Source organism: Flagellimonas spongiicola (assembly GCF_023502425.1).
GTDB classification, from domain to species: domain Bacteria; phylum Bacteroidota; class Bacteroidia; order Flavobacteriales; family Flavobacteriaceae; genus Flagellimonas; species Flagellimonas spongiicola.
Genome location: NZ_JAMFMA010000001.1, coordinates 887,644 through 903,664 on the forward strand (window position 1 = coordinate 887,644; position 16,021 = coordinate 903,664).

The 16,021-nt window shown below is 39.7% G+C and carries 12 protein-coding genes; 11 read left to right on the forward strand and 1 reads right to left on the reverse strand.

Annotation, left to right across the window (positions count from 1 at the left end):
* Positions 1-106: 106 nt before the first annotated feature.
* From M3P19_RS04220 to M3P19_RS04270, 11 genes are read left to right on the forward strand one after another with little or no spacing between them, the layout of a single operon-like run.
* Entirely contained in the window at positions 107-856 is a 750-nt protein-coding gene (locus M3P19_RS04220) for a hypothetical protein (protein WP_249656380.1), read from the forward strand.
* Positions 856-3,630, forward strand: coding sequence for a TonB-dependent receptor (locus M3P19_RS04225; protein ID WP_249656381.1), 2,775 nt, complete (start codon positions 856-858; stop codon positions 3,628-3,630). Before M3P19_RS04220 ends, M3P19_RS04225 begins: the two co-directional genes overlap by 1 nt.
* An 8-nt stretch (positions 3,631-3,638) precedes the next feature.
* Positions 3,639-4,853: a DUF4249 domain-containing protein gene (locus M3P19_RS04230; RefSeq protein ID WP_249656382.1), complete on the forward strand. Its 1,215-nt coding sequence runs from the start codon at positions 3,639-3,641 to the stop codon at positions 4,851-4,853.
* Positions 4,854-4,895: 42 nt separating this feature from the next.
* On the forward strand, positions 4,896-6,059 hold the full coding sequence (locus tag M3P19_RS04235) for a DUF4249 domain-containing protein (protein ID WP_249656383.1): 1,164 nt from the start codon (positions 4,896-4,898) through the stop codon (positions 6,057-6,059).
* 2 nt (positions 6,060-6,061) lie between these two features.
* Positions 6,062-7,285 carry a DUF4249 domain-containing protein gene (locus M3P19_RS04240; protein ID WP_249656384.1) on the forward strand — a complete coding sequence of 408 codons (1,224 nt, stop codon included), beginning with the start codon at positions 6,062-6,064 and terminating at the stop codon, positions 7,283-7,285.
* Positions 7,286-7,297: 12 nt separating this feature from the next.
* Positions 7,298-8,503 carry a DUF4249 domain-containing protein gene (locus tag M3P19_RS04245; RefSeq protein ID WP_249656385.1) on the forward strand — a complete coding sequence of 402 codons (1,206 nt, stop codon included), beginning with the start codon at positions 7,298-7,300 and terminating at the stop codon, positions 8,501-8,503.
* Positions 8,500-9,702 (forward strand): DUF4249 domain-containing protein, encoded by a 1,203-nt coding sequence (locus tag M3P19_RS04250; RefSeq protein WP_249656386.1) that lies wholly within the window; start codon positions 8,500-8,502, stop codon positions 9,700-9,702. The genes M3P19_RS04245 and M3P19_RS04250 overlap by 4 nt, the downstream gene beginning before the upstream one ends.
* Positions 9,699-10,883 (forward strand): DUF4249 domain-containing protein, encoded by a 1,185-nt coding sequence (locus M3P19_RS04255; protein ID WP_249656387.1) that lies wholly within the window; start codon positions 9,699-9,701, stop codon positions 10,881-10,883. The genes M3P19_RS04250 and M3P19_RS04255 overlap by 4 nt, the downstream gene beginning before the upstream one ends.
* Positions 10,880-12,064 (forward strand): DUF4249 domain-containing protein, encoded by a 1,185-nt coding sequence (locus M3P19_RS04260; protein ID WP_249656388.1) that lies wholly within the window; start codon positions 10,880-10,882, stop codon positions 12,062-12,064. The genes M3P19_RS04255 and M3P19_RS04260 overlap by 4 nt, the downstream gene beginning before the upstream one ends.
* Before the next feature lie 9 nt (positions 12,065-12,073).
* A complete protein-coding gene (locus M3P19_RS04265) occupies positions 12,074-13,837 on the forward strand; it encodes a hypothetical protein (RefSeq protein ID WP_249656389.1) in 1,764 nt (587 codons plus the stop codon).
* Positions 13,838-13,885: 48 nt separating this feature from the next.
* Complete coding sequence (locus M3P19_RS04270; protein ID WP_249656390.1) at positions 13,886-15,421, forward strand: YifB family Mg chelatase-like AAA ATPase; 1,536 nt, start codon at positions 13,886-13,888, stop codon at positions 15,419-15,421.
* 4 nt (positions 15,422-15,425) lie between these two features.
* On the opposite strand, the gene M3P19_RS04275 is transcribed toward M3P19_RS04270, so the two are convergent.
* The gene (locus tag M3P19_RS04275; RefSeq protein WP_249656391.1) at positions 15,426-15,869 is read right to left on the reverse strand and encodes a hypothetical protein; all 444 of its coding nucleotides are present in this window, start codon (positions 15,867-15,869) and stop codon (positions 15,426-15,428) included.
* Between the last annotated feature and the right edge of the window lie 152 nt (positions 15,870-16,021).

Genomic DNA, 16,021 nt, shown 5'->3' on the forward strand with positions numbered 1-16,021 from the left:
TCTGTTAATTTTTAACAATTTTTTACAAATTATCACATTATGTGTTAAATTAGAGCAAGCTAATTCAAATAGTTTAACATACCTCATACATCAATCAATTTGTAAGATGCTTTACAACCTTAAAAAGCCAATAGGGGCCTTGATGGCCTTAGGCATTTTTGTGTCCAGCTATGGCCAAGATTCGCAAGAAATAGATTACTACAACCTTTTCGATAAAGCTGTTGGAATAGAAAACACCGATCTCTATCAAGGTGAGATTTATACAGAACAGTATCGAACCATAAACGAAAACACACAATACTTCAGAAGTAGGGACTTTCTAAAAGGAAGTCTGTGCTATGAAGGAAAGTGTTATTATGACCTGGATCTAAAGTACGATGTCTTCTCGGATGAAGTGCTTTTGAAACTTATTACCAAAGCAGGTGGTGGCACCTTGAAACTGTTTAAGGACAAACTGGATTCCTTTACCATTGACGGGGTAGATTACATCAAACTGGATAGAAGTAACGCAGATGGATTGAATTTGTATGGATATTATTCTATTGCATATGTTAGTCCACGCTATACCTTATATACAAAGTACACCAAAAAGAGTTTTGATAGAAAGGACCGTAGTTCGCTCTATTACGAGTTTTTGGATGGACCAAGTGAACACGTGTTGCTTTATCAAGGTAAATACCATATTGTCAATACTAAAAAGGACAATATCATGGTCTTTCCTGAACTAAAAAAGGAAATCGACAAATTCTACAATCTGGCAAGGCGCTTGAGGAAAACCGACTCCAATGGTTTTCAAGTAGGGCTCTTGAAACGTTTGGATATTTTACTTACCCAACCTATAAACACTTCTAAGTAATGAAGAAAATTTTCATGTCTTTCATGCTTCTCGTAAGCATGCAATACGCATTGGCTCAAGAATCCATTCCAAGGATTTCAATATCGCTTACTAATGTTAGTGTTTTAGAGGCACTACAGGCCATAGAGGAAAAAACGGATTACCAATTCTATTACTTGGAGGAATGGGTTGAGGACGTCAGGGTTTCTGGCACCTACGAGAATACACAGGTAAGTCTTATACTGGATGATTTGTTCAAGGATACGGTACTGAATTTCTACATCGCTGAGGACAATAAGATTTTTCTTTTACAAAACAGCCAAATCTACGATACCTTGCCCAAGGATTTCTTTGGGAAATCTGAGACCTTGGAAGATGACGGACCTAGTTATGATGATATCCAAGATTTAGGACCATTATTCTTGAATGCAGAAGATAGTGGAGTTTCACGAGGGATGCCAGTCGTGAAAATTGGACGTGAAAACCGAAACAATCGCCAACGTACCTTTACGTTAAGAGGTAAGGTGACAAATGCGCGTAACGGCCAACCTATACCAGACTTGGCCATTATTGTTGAAGGCGATTCGGGAGGAACTTCTACCAATGCCAACGGAAACTACAGTTTGGAACTTCCAGTAGGTGAAAATGTGATTCGAACCCAAGGTTTGGGGATTCAGGATTCAAGAACCAAAATCATACTTTATAATAATGGTACCTACAACTTTGATTTAAACGAAAGTGTTGAAGCACTGGATGAAGTTGTTGTACAAGGTAATTTGGACCGAAATGTAGAAACCGCTATTACTGGGGTCACCTTGATTGAAGTGGAGAAAATCAAAAATATCCCGTTGGTACTGGGTGAAAGGGACATTCTGAAAGCAGCTGTAACTTTACCAGGGATCACTACGGCTGGTGAAGGATCCGCAGGTTACAATGTTCGTGGGGGTAGAACGGATCAGAATTTAATTCTTTTGGACAATGGGGTAATCTATAATCCATCGCATTTCTTTGGTATATTTTCGGCAATCAATCCTTTTTCAACGGGTTCTGCGGAAATTTATAAGGGTAATGTTCCGGCCGAATTTGGAGGTAGGCTATCTTCTGTTTTCGATATTACTACCAAAGATGGAAATACAGAAAAATTTTCCGGTGAAGCCTCTATTGGTCCTGTTACCAGTAATATTGTTTTGGAAACTCCTATTGTAAAAGACAAATCCGCCTTGCTGGTAGGGGGTAGGGCTACTTATTCGGATTGGATTCTTCAAGCATTGGATGATGAGCAATTGAACAATAGTACGGCATCTTTCTTTGATGTAGTTGCCAAGTATAACCATACCATCGATGATAAGAATGAAATCAAGGCAACAGGATATTTTAGCCGTGATGAATTCAGTATCACTTCCGATTCCATATTCGATTATAGCAATCGATTGGTTTCATTGAAATGGGATCACAAATTCAGTGAAAAAACTACAGGTAGTGTTATACTTTCAAATAGTGAATACAAATTTGGTATTGAGTTCGATGGGGAGTCCAACGATGATTTCGACTTAGGGTACAAGAACAATGAGACCGAAGTAAAGTTGAAAATGAAATACCTGCATAGCGATAAACATAAATTTGATTTTGGTATCTCCAGTAAGCTTTATGTCGTTGATCCAGGAGATATAGTTCCTTTGGGTTCAGATTCTGAAGTGACTTCCTTGACAATACCCCAGGAAAAAGGCCTGGAATCCGCCGTGTTTTTGTCAGACAGCTATGAGGTCAATGATAAATTATTGATAGATATAGGGATGCGATTCTCTTTTTATGCAGCCCTAGGAGCTTCAGCACAACGCATATACCAAGACAATGCACCTAGAAATAGTGGAACATTTGTAGAAGCCCAGGATTTTGACAATAATGAAGTTATAGAAACCTACGGTGGACCAGAAGCCAGAGTTTCGGCTCGCTACTTTATAACACCTGATTTCTCAATAAAGGCTAGTTTGAATAATGCCTATCAATACATCCATACATTATCGAGCAATACCACTGTTTCACCAACAGATACATGGAAACTCTCTGATTTGAACATCAAACCGCAGGAGGCCTATCAAGCTTCACTTGGACTTTATAAGAATTTTGAAGGAAATAAGTATGAATTAAGCCTAGAGGGGTATTATAAAAAACAAACCAATTTATTGGATTATAAGGTTGGAGCGCAATTACTATTGAATGAGGCCATTGAAACCGAAGTGATTCAAGGAGATGGCAAGGCTTATGGTGTTGAATTCCTCTTAAAGAAAAATGAAGGAAAATTAAATGGCTGGCTTGGCTATACATATTCTCGTTCTTTTGTGAAATTAGATAGTGAGTTTGGAGAAGAAAGAGTGAACAATGGAGAGTTCTTCCCTTCCAATTTTGACAAGCCCCATGACATCAGTTTGGTGGCTAATTATAAGTTTACAAGACGCTTTAGTGCATCGGCAAACTTTGTTTATCAAACAGGTAGACCGGTTACGTTCCCAATCGGAAGTTTCGCATTCAACAACTCCGAGTTTGTTTTTTATAGCGACAGGAACAAGTTTAGAATACCAGATTACTATCGATTGGATTTGAGTTTCAATATGGAAGGCAACCATAAGATCAAGAAGTTCGCACACAGCTTCTGGAGCTTTTCAATTTATAATGTCCTCGGCAGAAACAATCCATATTCAGTATTCTTTGTAACCGAAAATGGAGATATCAAAGCATACCAAAGCTCAATATTCGCGATACCTGTACCAACCATAACCTACAATTTCAAGTTCTAAAAATGGGGATGTTCAAGAAACATATCGGTTTTTTGACAGCTTTGTCCATTGGGATTTCCCTAGTAGGATGCGTGGAGGAATTTGAGCCAGAATTGCAGGAATTTGAAGATAACCTGGTGGTAGAAGGTACCATTACCAATGAGCTCAAACATCAGACAATCTATTTGAATCGCACGTATACTTTTGAGGAAGAGCAGCCTTCTGCGGAGGTTAATGCCACCGTAACAGTAGAAGGTGGAGGAAATGTTTACGCCTTTCAGGAATCAAGGCCAGGAACGTATACTTCGATCAATGAATTTAGGGCACAACAAGGCACCCCATATCAACTGCGGATTTCTACCCATGATGGTGTGAAATATCATTCTTCAGAAATGCAATTACCGAATTCCACGGATATAGATGAATTGTATGTGGAACGTTTCACCACTGATTTGGATGAAGAAGGTGTAGGGATATTCATTGACAATGAAAACGTGTTGGATGGTTCAAAAAACTATCGGTATGAATTTATTGAAACCTATAAGGTTATTGCCCCAGATTGGAATAACACGGCATTGATAAATGTGCCGGATGTTGTGTGTGACCGCACGGTGAAAACAACTCGGGAAAGAGATGAACAGGTCTGTTATACCACAGTGGCTTCCAATGCTATTATCTTGGCGAATACGGAAAACTTAAGTGGTAATAATCTAAGAAGGTTTCAGATACGTTTCATTAATAGGGATAACTACATCATATCGCATCGTTACAGTGTGCTGGTACGCCAATATGTGCAATCAAATGAGGCCTATTCCTTCTATGAAACCTTACGTGATTTCTCGGGTTCTGAAAGTATCTTTTCAGAAACACAACCCGGATTTTTAGAAGGAAATATTCAAGAAGATGTCAATACGGGTAGAAAAGTCCTTGGCTTCTTTGATGTAGCTACAGTATCTGAAAAAAGATTGTTTTTCGATTATGAAGATTTGTTTCCAGGTGAAGAACTTCCGCCGTATGCCGATCCTTGTCAAAGGTCAGCACCAAAAATTGCCGAAGGCCATGGACCGGAACCACGTTGCATTCTTGAAAGTTTGGTGAACCTGGACTTGATACGATTCATAACCGATAATGAAGAATGGGAAGGGCCACAATCAGATGGTGGGCCATTTATAGTTGTTCCTCGAGTATGTGGGGATTGTACGGTATTGGGCACCACGGAAGTGCCGGAATTTTGGTTTGAATAAATGGTTGACAAAGTGAAGTATAATTTCCATAAATCAGGAGTTTTGATACTTACAATACTAGTAGGGCAGTCCTGTATTGAAGAATTTGATGCCAGCTTTGAAGATTTTGAAAGTGCCATTGTAATAGAAGCTACCGTAACGGATATTAACGAATTTCAACAAGTAAGATTGACCCGCACCTACGAATTCGAAGCAGACGGGCCATCTGCTGAAACCAATGCTAATGTTTCAGTTAATGGAGGCGGCGTTGTCTACGAATTTGTAGAAGTTTCTCCCGGTATCTACAATTCTGTTCTAGAGTTTGCAGCGCAAAGCGGAGTTGCCTACCAACTACATATAACCACTCAGGATGGCCGATCATATAGCTCTTCGGAAGAGAATTTACCCGCAGTCATAGGGCTGGATAGGCTATATGCGGATAGAATCACATCAGATCTGGGGCAGGAAGGTGTCGCAATTTTTGTGGATAGTTCGGATGAATCGGAAAACACTAGGAATTTCAGGTATGAATATGAAGAAACGTATAAAATCATTGCCCCGGATTGGAACAATTTTGAGCTGAAAAGTACCGGTATTGAATGTGGTGTTGACGTTATCCCCAAAACAGAACAAAATCAGGTTTGTTTCGCAACGGGTATTTCAAATGATCTAATATTGGCCAGCACAGCTGACTTGGACGAAAACCGAGTCGAAAGATTTATGGTTCGATTTATGGATCGAAACAATTACATTATTTCACACCGATATAGCATAAAAGTTAGACAGTATACACAATCAAATGCCTCCGCCGCATTCTATAATGCACTTGATCAGTTTTCAAGTAGTGAGAGTCTGTTTTCAGAAAGTCAACCAGGATTTTTGGCTGGGAATGTTACATCTGATTTGAACCAAAATGAAAAAGTATTGGGCTATTTTGATGTAAGCTCTGTTTCAGAACAACGGATTTTCTTCAATTATGATGATTTGTTCCCAGGAGAAACGCTCCCTGATTATGTCAATCCTTGCATGGAGATTGCACCAATGCTGATCAGTCAGGGTGGCGCGCGCTGTGTATTAAGTGCAATGGTTGATGCCAATCAAGTTAGTTATTTGGATTTAAATGAAGATCCTCCTGCTGAACAAGGACCATATTTAGTAGTGCCCCGAGAATGCGGAGATTGTACGGTACTTGGTGCTAATGTTACACCAGAATTTTGGACGGAATAACTATGATGAAAAAACTATTTTTCGATATAAAAATAGTAATGGCACTTCTGTCATTTGCTACTTTTATGGCCTGTATTGAGCCCATTGATGTGGTTTTTGAAGACTTTGAAAGCGCCATTGTTGTAGAAGCAACCATTACAGATCAGATGGAGTTTCAACGGGTGTTTTTAACGCGGTCCTATGAATTTGAGGCTGATGGTCCATCAGCAGAGTCCAATGCAAATATCAGTGTTTTTGGTGGTGGTAATACATACAATTTCGTGGAGAGTTCTCCTGGTGTCTATAGATCAGCGCAAGCTTTTGCGGCCCAGTCCGGTACGGCATATCAATTACGTATCCAGACACAAGATGGAAGAAATTACTCTTCATCGGAAATGACTTTATCCGCAGTAACACAGATAGATGAAGTAAGAGCGGAACGAATAACCAATGATTTGGGCGAGGAAGGAATCGGGATTTTTGTGGACAGTTTTGACCCTACTGGAAATTCTATGAATTATCGCTATCAGTATGAAGAATCATATCGAATAATTGCTCCTTTTTGGACACCACTTGATTTAGAGAAAGTTCCACCGGAGGAAGCTACGGAATTGTGTGAAGTTAGAGTGATTCCTGATGTGACTTCAGAACAAATATGCTATAGAACTGATTTTTCCCAAGCTATTATTCAAACCAATACCAGTGATTTGGATGAAGACCGGGTAAGCAATTTTATGGTTCGCTTCATTAATAGAAACAACTATATCATCTCTCATCGGTACAGCATATTAGTGCGTCAGTTTGTGCAGTCAAATGAGTCCTTCAATTACTATGAAACGCTTAATGAGTTTTCTGGGAACGATAGCTTTTTCTCACAGACACAACCAGGCTTCCTTGAAGGCAATCTAAGTTCAGATACCAATGAGGAAGAAAAGGTTTTAGGCTATTTTGACGTATCATCAGTTAAGGAGCAACGCATCTTCTTCAATTATGAAGACCTGTTCCCTAATGAAGAATTGCCACCTTACATAGATCCATGTCAATTAGGTGCACCTCCTTTGCGCACTCCAAGTGTTCCAACTAGGTGCGTTTTAAGCACACAGGTGGAAGAAAACTTGGTAGGTTACATTGATGTAAACGAAAGTGCAGCTATTGGTCCTGGGCCTTTTATTATTGTGAATAAGATTTGTGGAGATTGTCAGGAAATTGGAAGTGTGGACGTTCCAGAATTTTGGATTGAAGAGTAATGGATTGATTTAATGAGTAAGAAACGATTCATAGCATATTATAAACTGGCACCGTTGTTTATGGCGATGCTGTTTTATGCCTGTATTGAACCTTTTCAGGCAACTTTTGTGGATTTTGAAAGTGCCTTGGTCATAGAAGCCACAATCACCAATGAGTTAAAAACTCAGCAGGTGGTACTAACACGGTCTTACGAATTTGATGCAGAGGGACCCCCTGGTGAGCAAGGTGCACGTGTCATGGTTGTCGGTGGTGGCAATACTTATAATTTCATTGAAGAAGCTAATGGTGTTTACTTGTCCGATCAAGAATTTGCAGCGCAAGATGGGGTTGAGTATAAGCTTCAGGTTGTTACCTCTGATGGTAATAGCTATGGCTCAGATAATATGCAGCTCACGGCCACTACTTCTTTTGATGAATTAAGTGCCGAAAGAATTACAACTGATTTAGGTGAGGATGGAATGGCAATATTAGTTGATAGTTTTGATCCTACGGGAAATTCTGTTTACTATCGGTATGAATTTGAAGAGACCTATCGCATTATTGCGCCAACATGGAGTCCCGTTTCGTTGATAGGTGACCCTGAAAATATTTTTAGTTGCAATGTGTTCAAAGTGCCAAATGAAACCGATGAGCGGGTATGTTACGCTACAGCTTTATCCAATACAATAATATTGAATTCCACAAATGAATTGGATGAAGATAGGGTGAGCAATTTTATGGTCCGTTTTATTAGTAGGAACAACTACATAATCTCGCATCGTTACAGTATACTTGTTCGTCAGTATGTGATGTCTAACGAGTCCTATACGTTTTTTGAAACCTTGAATGAACTATCCGGTTCCGAAAGTTTGTTTTCAGAAAATCAACCTGGTTTTTTACAGGGAAATGTGTTTTCTGAAGATAACGAAGAAGAAAGGGTTTTAGGCTATTTTGATGTGGCAACCGTTTCGGAGAAACGCATTTTTTTCAATTTTGATGACTTTTTTCCAGGAGAGGATTTACCTCCATATGTGGATCCTTGCAATACAAGTGCACCTGTGTTGTTTAATCCAGGTGGATGTGTTTTACGACCAATAATAGAAAGTGGTACGGGCATTTATGTCTCAGATAATGAACCTCCAGGACCTAATGAAGGACCATATTTTATTACCGCACGAGTATGCGGGGATTGTAAAGTACTGGGACCTCCTGAAATACCTGAATTTTGGACCGAATGATAAATTATAGACCTAAATACAAATCTTTTTTGGTACTGTTAGTACTGGTAGTTGTTAATTCCTGTATTGAACCTTTTCAGGCAACTTTTGTGGATTTTGAAAGTGCTTTGGTCATAGAAGCAACAATAACGAATGAACTAAAAACCCAGCAAGTGGTTTTGTCCAGGTCCTATGAGTTTGATGCGGATGGACCAACGGCTGAAACGGGCGCCCGAGTAATGGTTATTGGCGGAGGAACTACGTATAATTTTATTGAAGGCGATAACGGTATCTATTTTTCAGACCAACAGTTTGCCGCGCAACAAGGTGTGGAATACAATCTACAAATCACTACTTCAGATGGCAGAAACTATGGTTCGGACAATACACAATTAACTGCGGCAACGTCGCTGGACGAAGTAAAAGCAGAACGAATCACCAATGACTTGGGCGAAGAAGGAATGGCAATATTGGTAGATAGTTTCGATTCCACAGGGAATTCTGTGAATTATCGCTATGAATACGCAGAAACGTATCGGGTTATTGCGCCAACATGGAGCCCTGTTTCCTTAATTGGTGATCCGGAGAACAGTCTTAGCTGCCTAGTGCTAAAAGTAAATAATGAAACAGATGAACGCATTTGTTACCCTACCAGTTTTTCCAACTCCATTATCTTGAATACCACGGATAATTTGGATGAAGACAGAGTAAGTAACTTTATGGTTCGGTTCATCAATCGGGATAATTACATCATTTCGCACAGATACAGTATTCTAGTACGACAATATGTAATGTCCAATGAATCGTATAACTTTTTTGAGACTTTAAATGAATTGTCGGGGTCAGAAAGTTTGTTTTCACAAACCCAACCTGGTTTTTTGCAGGGAAATGTATTTTCTGCTGACAATGAAGAAGAGCGTGTTTTGGGTTATTTTGATGTAGCCTCAGTAGATGAAAAACGACTATTTTTTAATTACGATGACTTTTTCCCTGGTGAAGATTTACCTCCATATGTAGATCCTTGCAACCCAAGTTCACCGGTACTGGCAAATATGGGTGGATGTGTACTAAGACCTATTATTGAAAGTGGGGCAGGGGTTTATTTCTTAGATACGGATGAACCAGGAATAAATGAAGGTCCCTATCAGATTGTCCCTCGGGTTTGCGGGGATTGTAAAGTACTTGGACCACCAGAAGTACCAGATTTTTGGATGGAATGATAAATTATGAAACTACATACAAAACATTTGGCGTCATTTTAATGATGGTACCTTTCTATGGTTGTATAGAGGAGTTTCAGACAGAATTTGTGGAATTTGAAAGCGCTTTGGTAGTAGACGCCACTATAACCAATCAAATGGAAACTCAAAAAGTGTTGATTTCTAGAACATTTAGGTTTAATGAAAATTCGGAGCCTGGCGAAAAAGCTGCACAAGTATGGGTTATCGCTGCAGATGGCACTCGTTATGCTTTTAATGAAGGAGCCGCGGGTGAATATAACTCAGAGATTCAGTTTGCTGCTGAGCCTGAAATGGACTATCATGTATCGATAACCACCAAAGATGGAAGGGCTTATAGGTCCAGTCCAGATAGGTTTACCACAAGTACTAAAATTGACAGCTTATATGCCGAACGTATAATAACAGATCTAGGTGAAGAAGGAATGGCTATAATGATTGATGCATCAGATGGAACTGAAGATGCCTCATTCTATAGGTATGAATATGAAGAATCGTATAAAATTGTAGCACCAGAATTTTCAAGTCGGGATTTAGATTTTGTTCCTGGTGAAGGATTTGTGATTTCACCCAGACCGTTAGACGAAAAGGTCTGTTTCACAACCGACCTATCCAATAGATTGATCTTGGCAAATACACGAGATTTGGATGAAGACCGACTTTCACGATTTACAGTGCGATTTATCAATCGTGATAACTATATTATAACACATAGATACAGCATTTTGGTCAGGCAACTCACGCAGTCTGAACAAGCACATAATTTTTATGAGACACTAAGTAATTTTTCAAGTTCAGAAAGTGTGTTTTCAGAAACGCAACCAGGATTTTTGGAAGGCAATGTGTTTTCTGAAGATGATTCTGCTGAGAAAGTATTAGGCTATTTTGATGTTGCAGCAGTAGACGAAAAACGAATCTTCTTTAATTATGAAGACTTTTTTCCCGGGGAGGATTTGCCGCCTTATGTGGATCCATGTGTATATGGTGCTCCTCCAATAGATAAATTACCTAACATGTTGGCGTTGAATGTAATTAAATTCATCAATGAAAATACACCCGGTTCAGGAGCAACAGGTTCTGGCCCATATGTGACTGTGCCAACTGTTTGTGGAGACTGTACAGTACTTGGAAAACCTGAAGCACCAGAATTTTGGATTGAATGAAATGGACTCAAAACACATATCATGCCGCGTACATCGTATTTATGGTGTTCCCTTTCTATGGCTGTGTGGAAGAGTTTCAAGTGGAATTTGAAGATTTTGAAAGTGTACTTGTTATAGAAGCTACCATTACCGATCAAATGGCACTGCAAGAAGTTTTACTTACCAGAACATACGAATTTGAAGCCGAAGAATCGGCCAAAGAATCTGGGGCACAGATTTTTGTGATTGGTAGTGATGGTAATAGATATGCATTTATTGAAGCAGAGGAAGGAAGGTATGTTTCGGACCAAACATTTGCAGCTACTGCAGATGTGGAGTATCATTTATCAGTGGAAACCAAAGATGGCAGAACCTATGGTTCTGGAACAAAAGTTCTTCCGAATTTAGCGCAAGTGGATGATGTCTCTGCCAGAAGATTCACTAATGATTTGGGCGTTAACGGGATGGGAATCTTTTTGGATGCGAAAACCCCTGGTGCAACTTCCAGTTACTACCGTTTTGAATATGATGAAACCTATAAGATTATTGCGCCTGAATGGGCACCTATTGAACTTGAAGTGATTGAAGGCAATAATCCCAGGATAATTAAAACTGTAAGGTCGCTGGATGAGAAGACTTGCTATGCAACGCGAAGTTCCAACAGAATAATTCTGGAGGATACCGAAGGCTTGGATGGCAATGAGATTAAAAACAAACTAATACGGTTTATTCCGAGTGATGACTTTATGCTTAGTCATCGTTATAGCATTTTGGTACGTCAATACTCCCAATCTGTGGAAACGTATAATTTTTATGAAACCTTAAATACGTTTTCAACATCGGAAAATTTGTTTTCAGAAAATCAACCTGGTTTTTTGGAAGGCAATGTTTTCTCGGAGACGGATAGAAATGAAAAAGTAGTTGGATATTTTGATGTTTCAACAGTGGATGAAAAACGGATATTTTTCAATTACACCGATTTTTACCCAGACGAACCATTACCACCATATGTGGATCCCTGCAGATATGGGGTGCCCACAATTGGTTTAATAGATTTAGTACGTTGGGATATAGCCAAATACGTTGCAGATAATGGGCCCGATTTTGATTTAGGACCTGGCCCTTATGTAATGGTTCCGCAAGTATGCGGAGACTGCACGGCCTTGGGTGAATCACAACCACCAGAATTTTGGATAGAATAAATTATGATTATGAGATATAGCATCATCACATTGTTTACGGCATTGATTGTTACGGTAACTGGTTGGGCGCAAAGTGCCAATTCCAACCAAAATGATTTTTTAACTACCATACCTCAGGAAAAGGTTTTTGTGCAATACAACGAGTCCTTGTTGTTTTCAGGTGAACCGTTGCTGTATAAGTTGTACAGCTTGGATGCCCAAAAAAGAAAATTGACGACGATTAGTAAAATCGGATACGTTTCCTTAGTAGATAAAAATGGAAATACCGTTTTTACACATAAAGTTAGACTGACTAATGGCGCAGGATACGGGGATTTCTTTGTGCCAACATCAATACCAACAGGTAGTTACAAATTACTGGGGTATACGCAATGGATGAAAAATTTTGGTTCAGAGAACTTTTTCCAATCAGATATTCATATCATAAACCCGTATCAACCAATTCCAGAAGAATACTTGGCCAAGCCGCTTGATTCAATGCAAATGGCCAACCAATCTAGGGTAAAAGCCTCTCCAAATGTAGCCACAACACGAACCGCTGAAGCACCCATTCAGGTTTCGTTGGATAAAGAATCATTGGGGCAACGGGAAAGATTAACCGTAAATTTTACGACTTCAGATGAAAATTTGAAAGCAGGAAATTATGCATTGTCCATTCGTAAAATGGATGGTGTTGATGCACCAAATAGAATGGGGCCTGCTGATTTTGTTTCTCAATATCTGAACAAACGTAATAATGCTAACGGAAGCGGACAATTTAGTTTGCCCGAACTGCGTGGAGAAGTACTTTCCGGAACAATCACCAACAAGGATTCCAATACGCCGGCTGCAGATGTGAGGGTATCCCTGTCGTTACCTGGTGACAATTACCTGTTCAATGTGGCCACATCGGATCAAAATGGTAGATTCCGATTTTTATTAGATCAAGAATATGACAATGTTACCGCTGCTTTCCAAGTATTGGCTGACAACTGGGATGATTATGAAATTACCATGGATGAAGCTCAAAAACGCTTTGACAACTTAAATATTTCCGAGTTGGAAGTTTCGGAAAGCTTGGGCGAGTTCATACTTCAAAAGAGTATAGAAAATCAAATTGAAAATGGATTTAGAGCAGTCAAATCGGATTCCGTTTTACCTGCCGTTCATGAACAACCCTTTTACAGGAAGTTTACGGTGGATTATAATTTGGATGATTATACCCGATTTAATTCCATTCAGGAAACCATTATCGAGGTTGTGGATCAGCTATCTGTCCGGAGATTGGACAACGGCGAGCGCGCTTTTGAAATAAGACCGGAGCAAGGCTTTACAGATTTGGCACTTTTGCCTATGGTCTTTGTTGATGGTTTATTTATCAAAAAACATGAAGATTTCATGGATTACTCAGCAAAAAAGATTCAACGTATCCGTTTTTCTAGGGAAAAAGTAATTCTAGGACCTCAGGTTTTTCAAGGGGTACTTCATTTTGAAACGATTGAAGGGGACTTTTATAGTGATTTTTATACCCCACATATCGTAAATCAAAACCTTTTTAAACCTCAGACCAAGAAAATACATTTTAATCAGGGCTATGGGTCAGGGGCAAACCAATCAAGAGTGCCAGATTTTAGGCATCAATTGCTTTGGGAACCAAACTTGGATTTATCTGCAGGGAATAATGAGGTTTCCTTATACACTTCAGATGTAGCTGGGACGTATCTATTGATCCTAGAGGGCTTTTCGTCAACTGGAACCCCAGTATCCGTCAAACGGCAGTTCAAGGTTCAATAAATCCAAATTACATTTCAGGCATTAGGAATTAAACCCTATGTCTGAATTATGTTAATTAAGATTTACGGAAGTGCTGTTTTTGGAGTAGAGGCACAAACCATCAGTGTAGAAGTCAATGTTGATCAAGGCATAGGCTATCATCTGGTTGGCCTGCCTGATAACGCAATCAAAGAGAGCAATTACAGGATTGCTGCAGCATTGCAAAATACGGGTTACCGGATTCCCGGAAAAAAAATCACCATTAATATGGCACCGGCAGATTTACGGAAGGAAGGGTCCGCATATGATCTTACCCTAGCCATAGGAATTCTTGCAGCTTCAAAACAAATAGCCTCAGTAGCCATTGATGAGTATCTCATAATGGGCGAGTTGTCGCTTGATGGTTCGGTTAACCCTATAAAAGGGGCACTTCCAATAGCCATTAAAGCAAAGGAGGCAGGCTTCAAAGGATTTATTTTACCTATTGCAAATGCAAAGGAAGCTGCAGTTGTAGAAGGATTGGAAGTCTATGGAGTTGAAAACATCCTTGAAGTTATTGAATACTTTGACAAAGGAATGCCATTGAAAAGAACCCTATTGGACGCCAAGACGGAGTTCTATGACCAATTGGAATTGTCCGACTTCGATTTTGCGGATGTAAAAGGGCAAGAAGGAATAAAGCGTTGTATGGAAATCGCAGCGGCTGGCGGGCACAATATCATTTTAATCGGACCGCCGGGTTCAGGTAAAACCATGTTGGCCAAACGATTACCTTCAATTCTTCCTCCAATGACATTGGAAGAGGCATTGGAGACTACAAAAATCCACAGTGTTATTGGTAAGGTCAAGAATACAGGCCTAATGAGCCAACGCCCTTTTCGAAATCCACATCATACCATCAGCAGTGCCGCTCTTGTAGGAGGGGGGAGTTACCCACAACCAGGAGAAATCTCATTATCACACAACGGTGTTTTGTTTTTGGATGAACTTCCTGAGTTTGAGCGTCGCGTTTTGGAAGTAATGCGCCAACCCATGGAAGATCGCGAAGTGACCATATCAAGAGCCAGATTTACAGTAACTTATCCGAGTAGTTTTATGCTCGTTGCAAGCATGAACCCAAGCCCAGGCGGTTATTTTAATGATCCCAATGCTCCGGTAACTTCCTCGCCAATGGAAATGCAGCGATACCTTAGTAAGATTTCGGGCCCATTACTAGACCGCATAGACATTCATATAGAAGTTTCCCCGGTGCCTTTTGAAAAACTGTCCGAAACAGGAATCACAGAAGGCAGTAAAGATATCCGTCAAAGAGTTATTGCAGCAAGGAATAGGCAAACACAAAGATTCCAAAATATGGAGGCCGTACATTATAATGCGCAAATGAACACCAAACAAATACGTGAATTTTGTCAGATGAAGGAGGAAACCAATGTACTATTGAAACATGCCATGGAGCGCTTGAACCTTTCTGCTAGAGCATACGATAGAATTCTGAAAGTTTCACGTACAATAGCAGATTTGGACGGATCTATTGAAATCGAGGGCAAGCATATTTCAGAAGCTATCCAATACCGTTCTTTGGACCGCGAAGGATGGCTAGGCTAGTTTCTTAGATGACTTTGATGTTCGCTTTCAATCCCTCAATGATACCAAGGATGTTTTGTACGGTATCATCCAGATAGTATTTAATCGCCAAATGCGGTATGCGAATGGTTGTGAATCCGTTCTTAAAGGAATGCATGGCTTCTTCTAAATCATTGATGGCTTGCTCATGCGTGATCATATTGTAATCCTTATCGATTTCAATATTCAATTTCACTCTTGAAATGGCAACATCCACAGATTTTTTACCGTCCCACCATTCCAACATAGGGTGGGCGCCGGCTTCTTTTAAGGCGTAAAACAGATGAATGGCCTCAATTGGGGTGTTGTTATTTAAGATGATTTTTTTAATGAGTTTGGTATGACGTTCGCAGAGTGTGACGCCCAAAGATTCCGTCGAATCTCGGTGCTGGTCATGCGTAATAGGTTTACCACAGTCTTTACAGATCATGAGTAGGGGTTAAGTTTAGGTCAATTATTAGATTTGGGATTATTATAACTATGAGAAATTCATAATCGTATAAATAATCGATGTAAAACATCCTATTTTTAGACGAAATGCATTTTTTTGGATGAAATGCATCTTTCTGTGGAATTCTATCT

Coding starts and splice junctions, on each gene's coding strand:
- M3P19_RS04220 (WP_249656380.1), top strand. CDS start 107: ATGCTTTACAACCTTAAAAAGCCAATAGGGGCCTTGATGGCCTTAGGC.
- M3P19_RS04225 (WP_249656381.1), top strand. CDS start 856: ATGAAGAAAATTTTCATGTCTTTCATGCTTCTCGTAAGCATGCAATAC.
- M3P19_RS04230 (WP_249656382.1), top strand. CDS start 3,639: ATGTTCAAGAAACATATCGGTTTTTTGACAGCTTTGTCCATTGGGATT.
- M3P19_RS04240 (WP_249656384.1), top strand. CDS start 6,062: ATGATGAAAAAACTATTTTTCGATATAAAAATAGTAATGGCACTTCTG.
- M3P19_RS04245 (WP_249656385.1), top strand. CDS start 7,298: ATGAGTAAGAAACGATTCATAGCATATTATAAACTGGCACCGTTGTTT.
- M3P19_RS04250 (WP_249656386.1), top strand. CDS start 8,500: ATGATAAATTATAGACCTAAATACAAATCTTTTTTGGTACTGTTAGTA.
- M3P19_RS04255 (WP_249656387.1), top strand. CDS start 9,699: ATGATAAATTATGAAACTACATACAAAACATTTGGCGTCATTTTAATG.
- M3P19_RS04260 (WP_249656388.1), top strand. CDS start 10,880: ATGAAATGGACTCAAAACACATATCATGCCGCGTACATCGTATTTATG.
- M3P19_RS04265 (WP_249656389.1), top strand. CDS start 12,074: ATGAGATATAGCATCATCACATTGTTTACGGCATTGATTGTTACGGTA.
- M3P19_RS04270 (WP_249656390.1), top strand. CDS start 13,886: ATGTTAATTAAGATTTACGGAAGTGCTGTTTTTGGAGTAGAGGCACAA.
- M3P19_RS04275 (WP_249656391.1), bottom strand. CDS start 15,869: ATGATCTGTAAAGACTGTGGTAAACCTATTACGCATGACCAGCACCGA.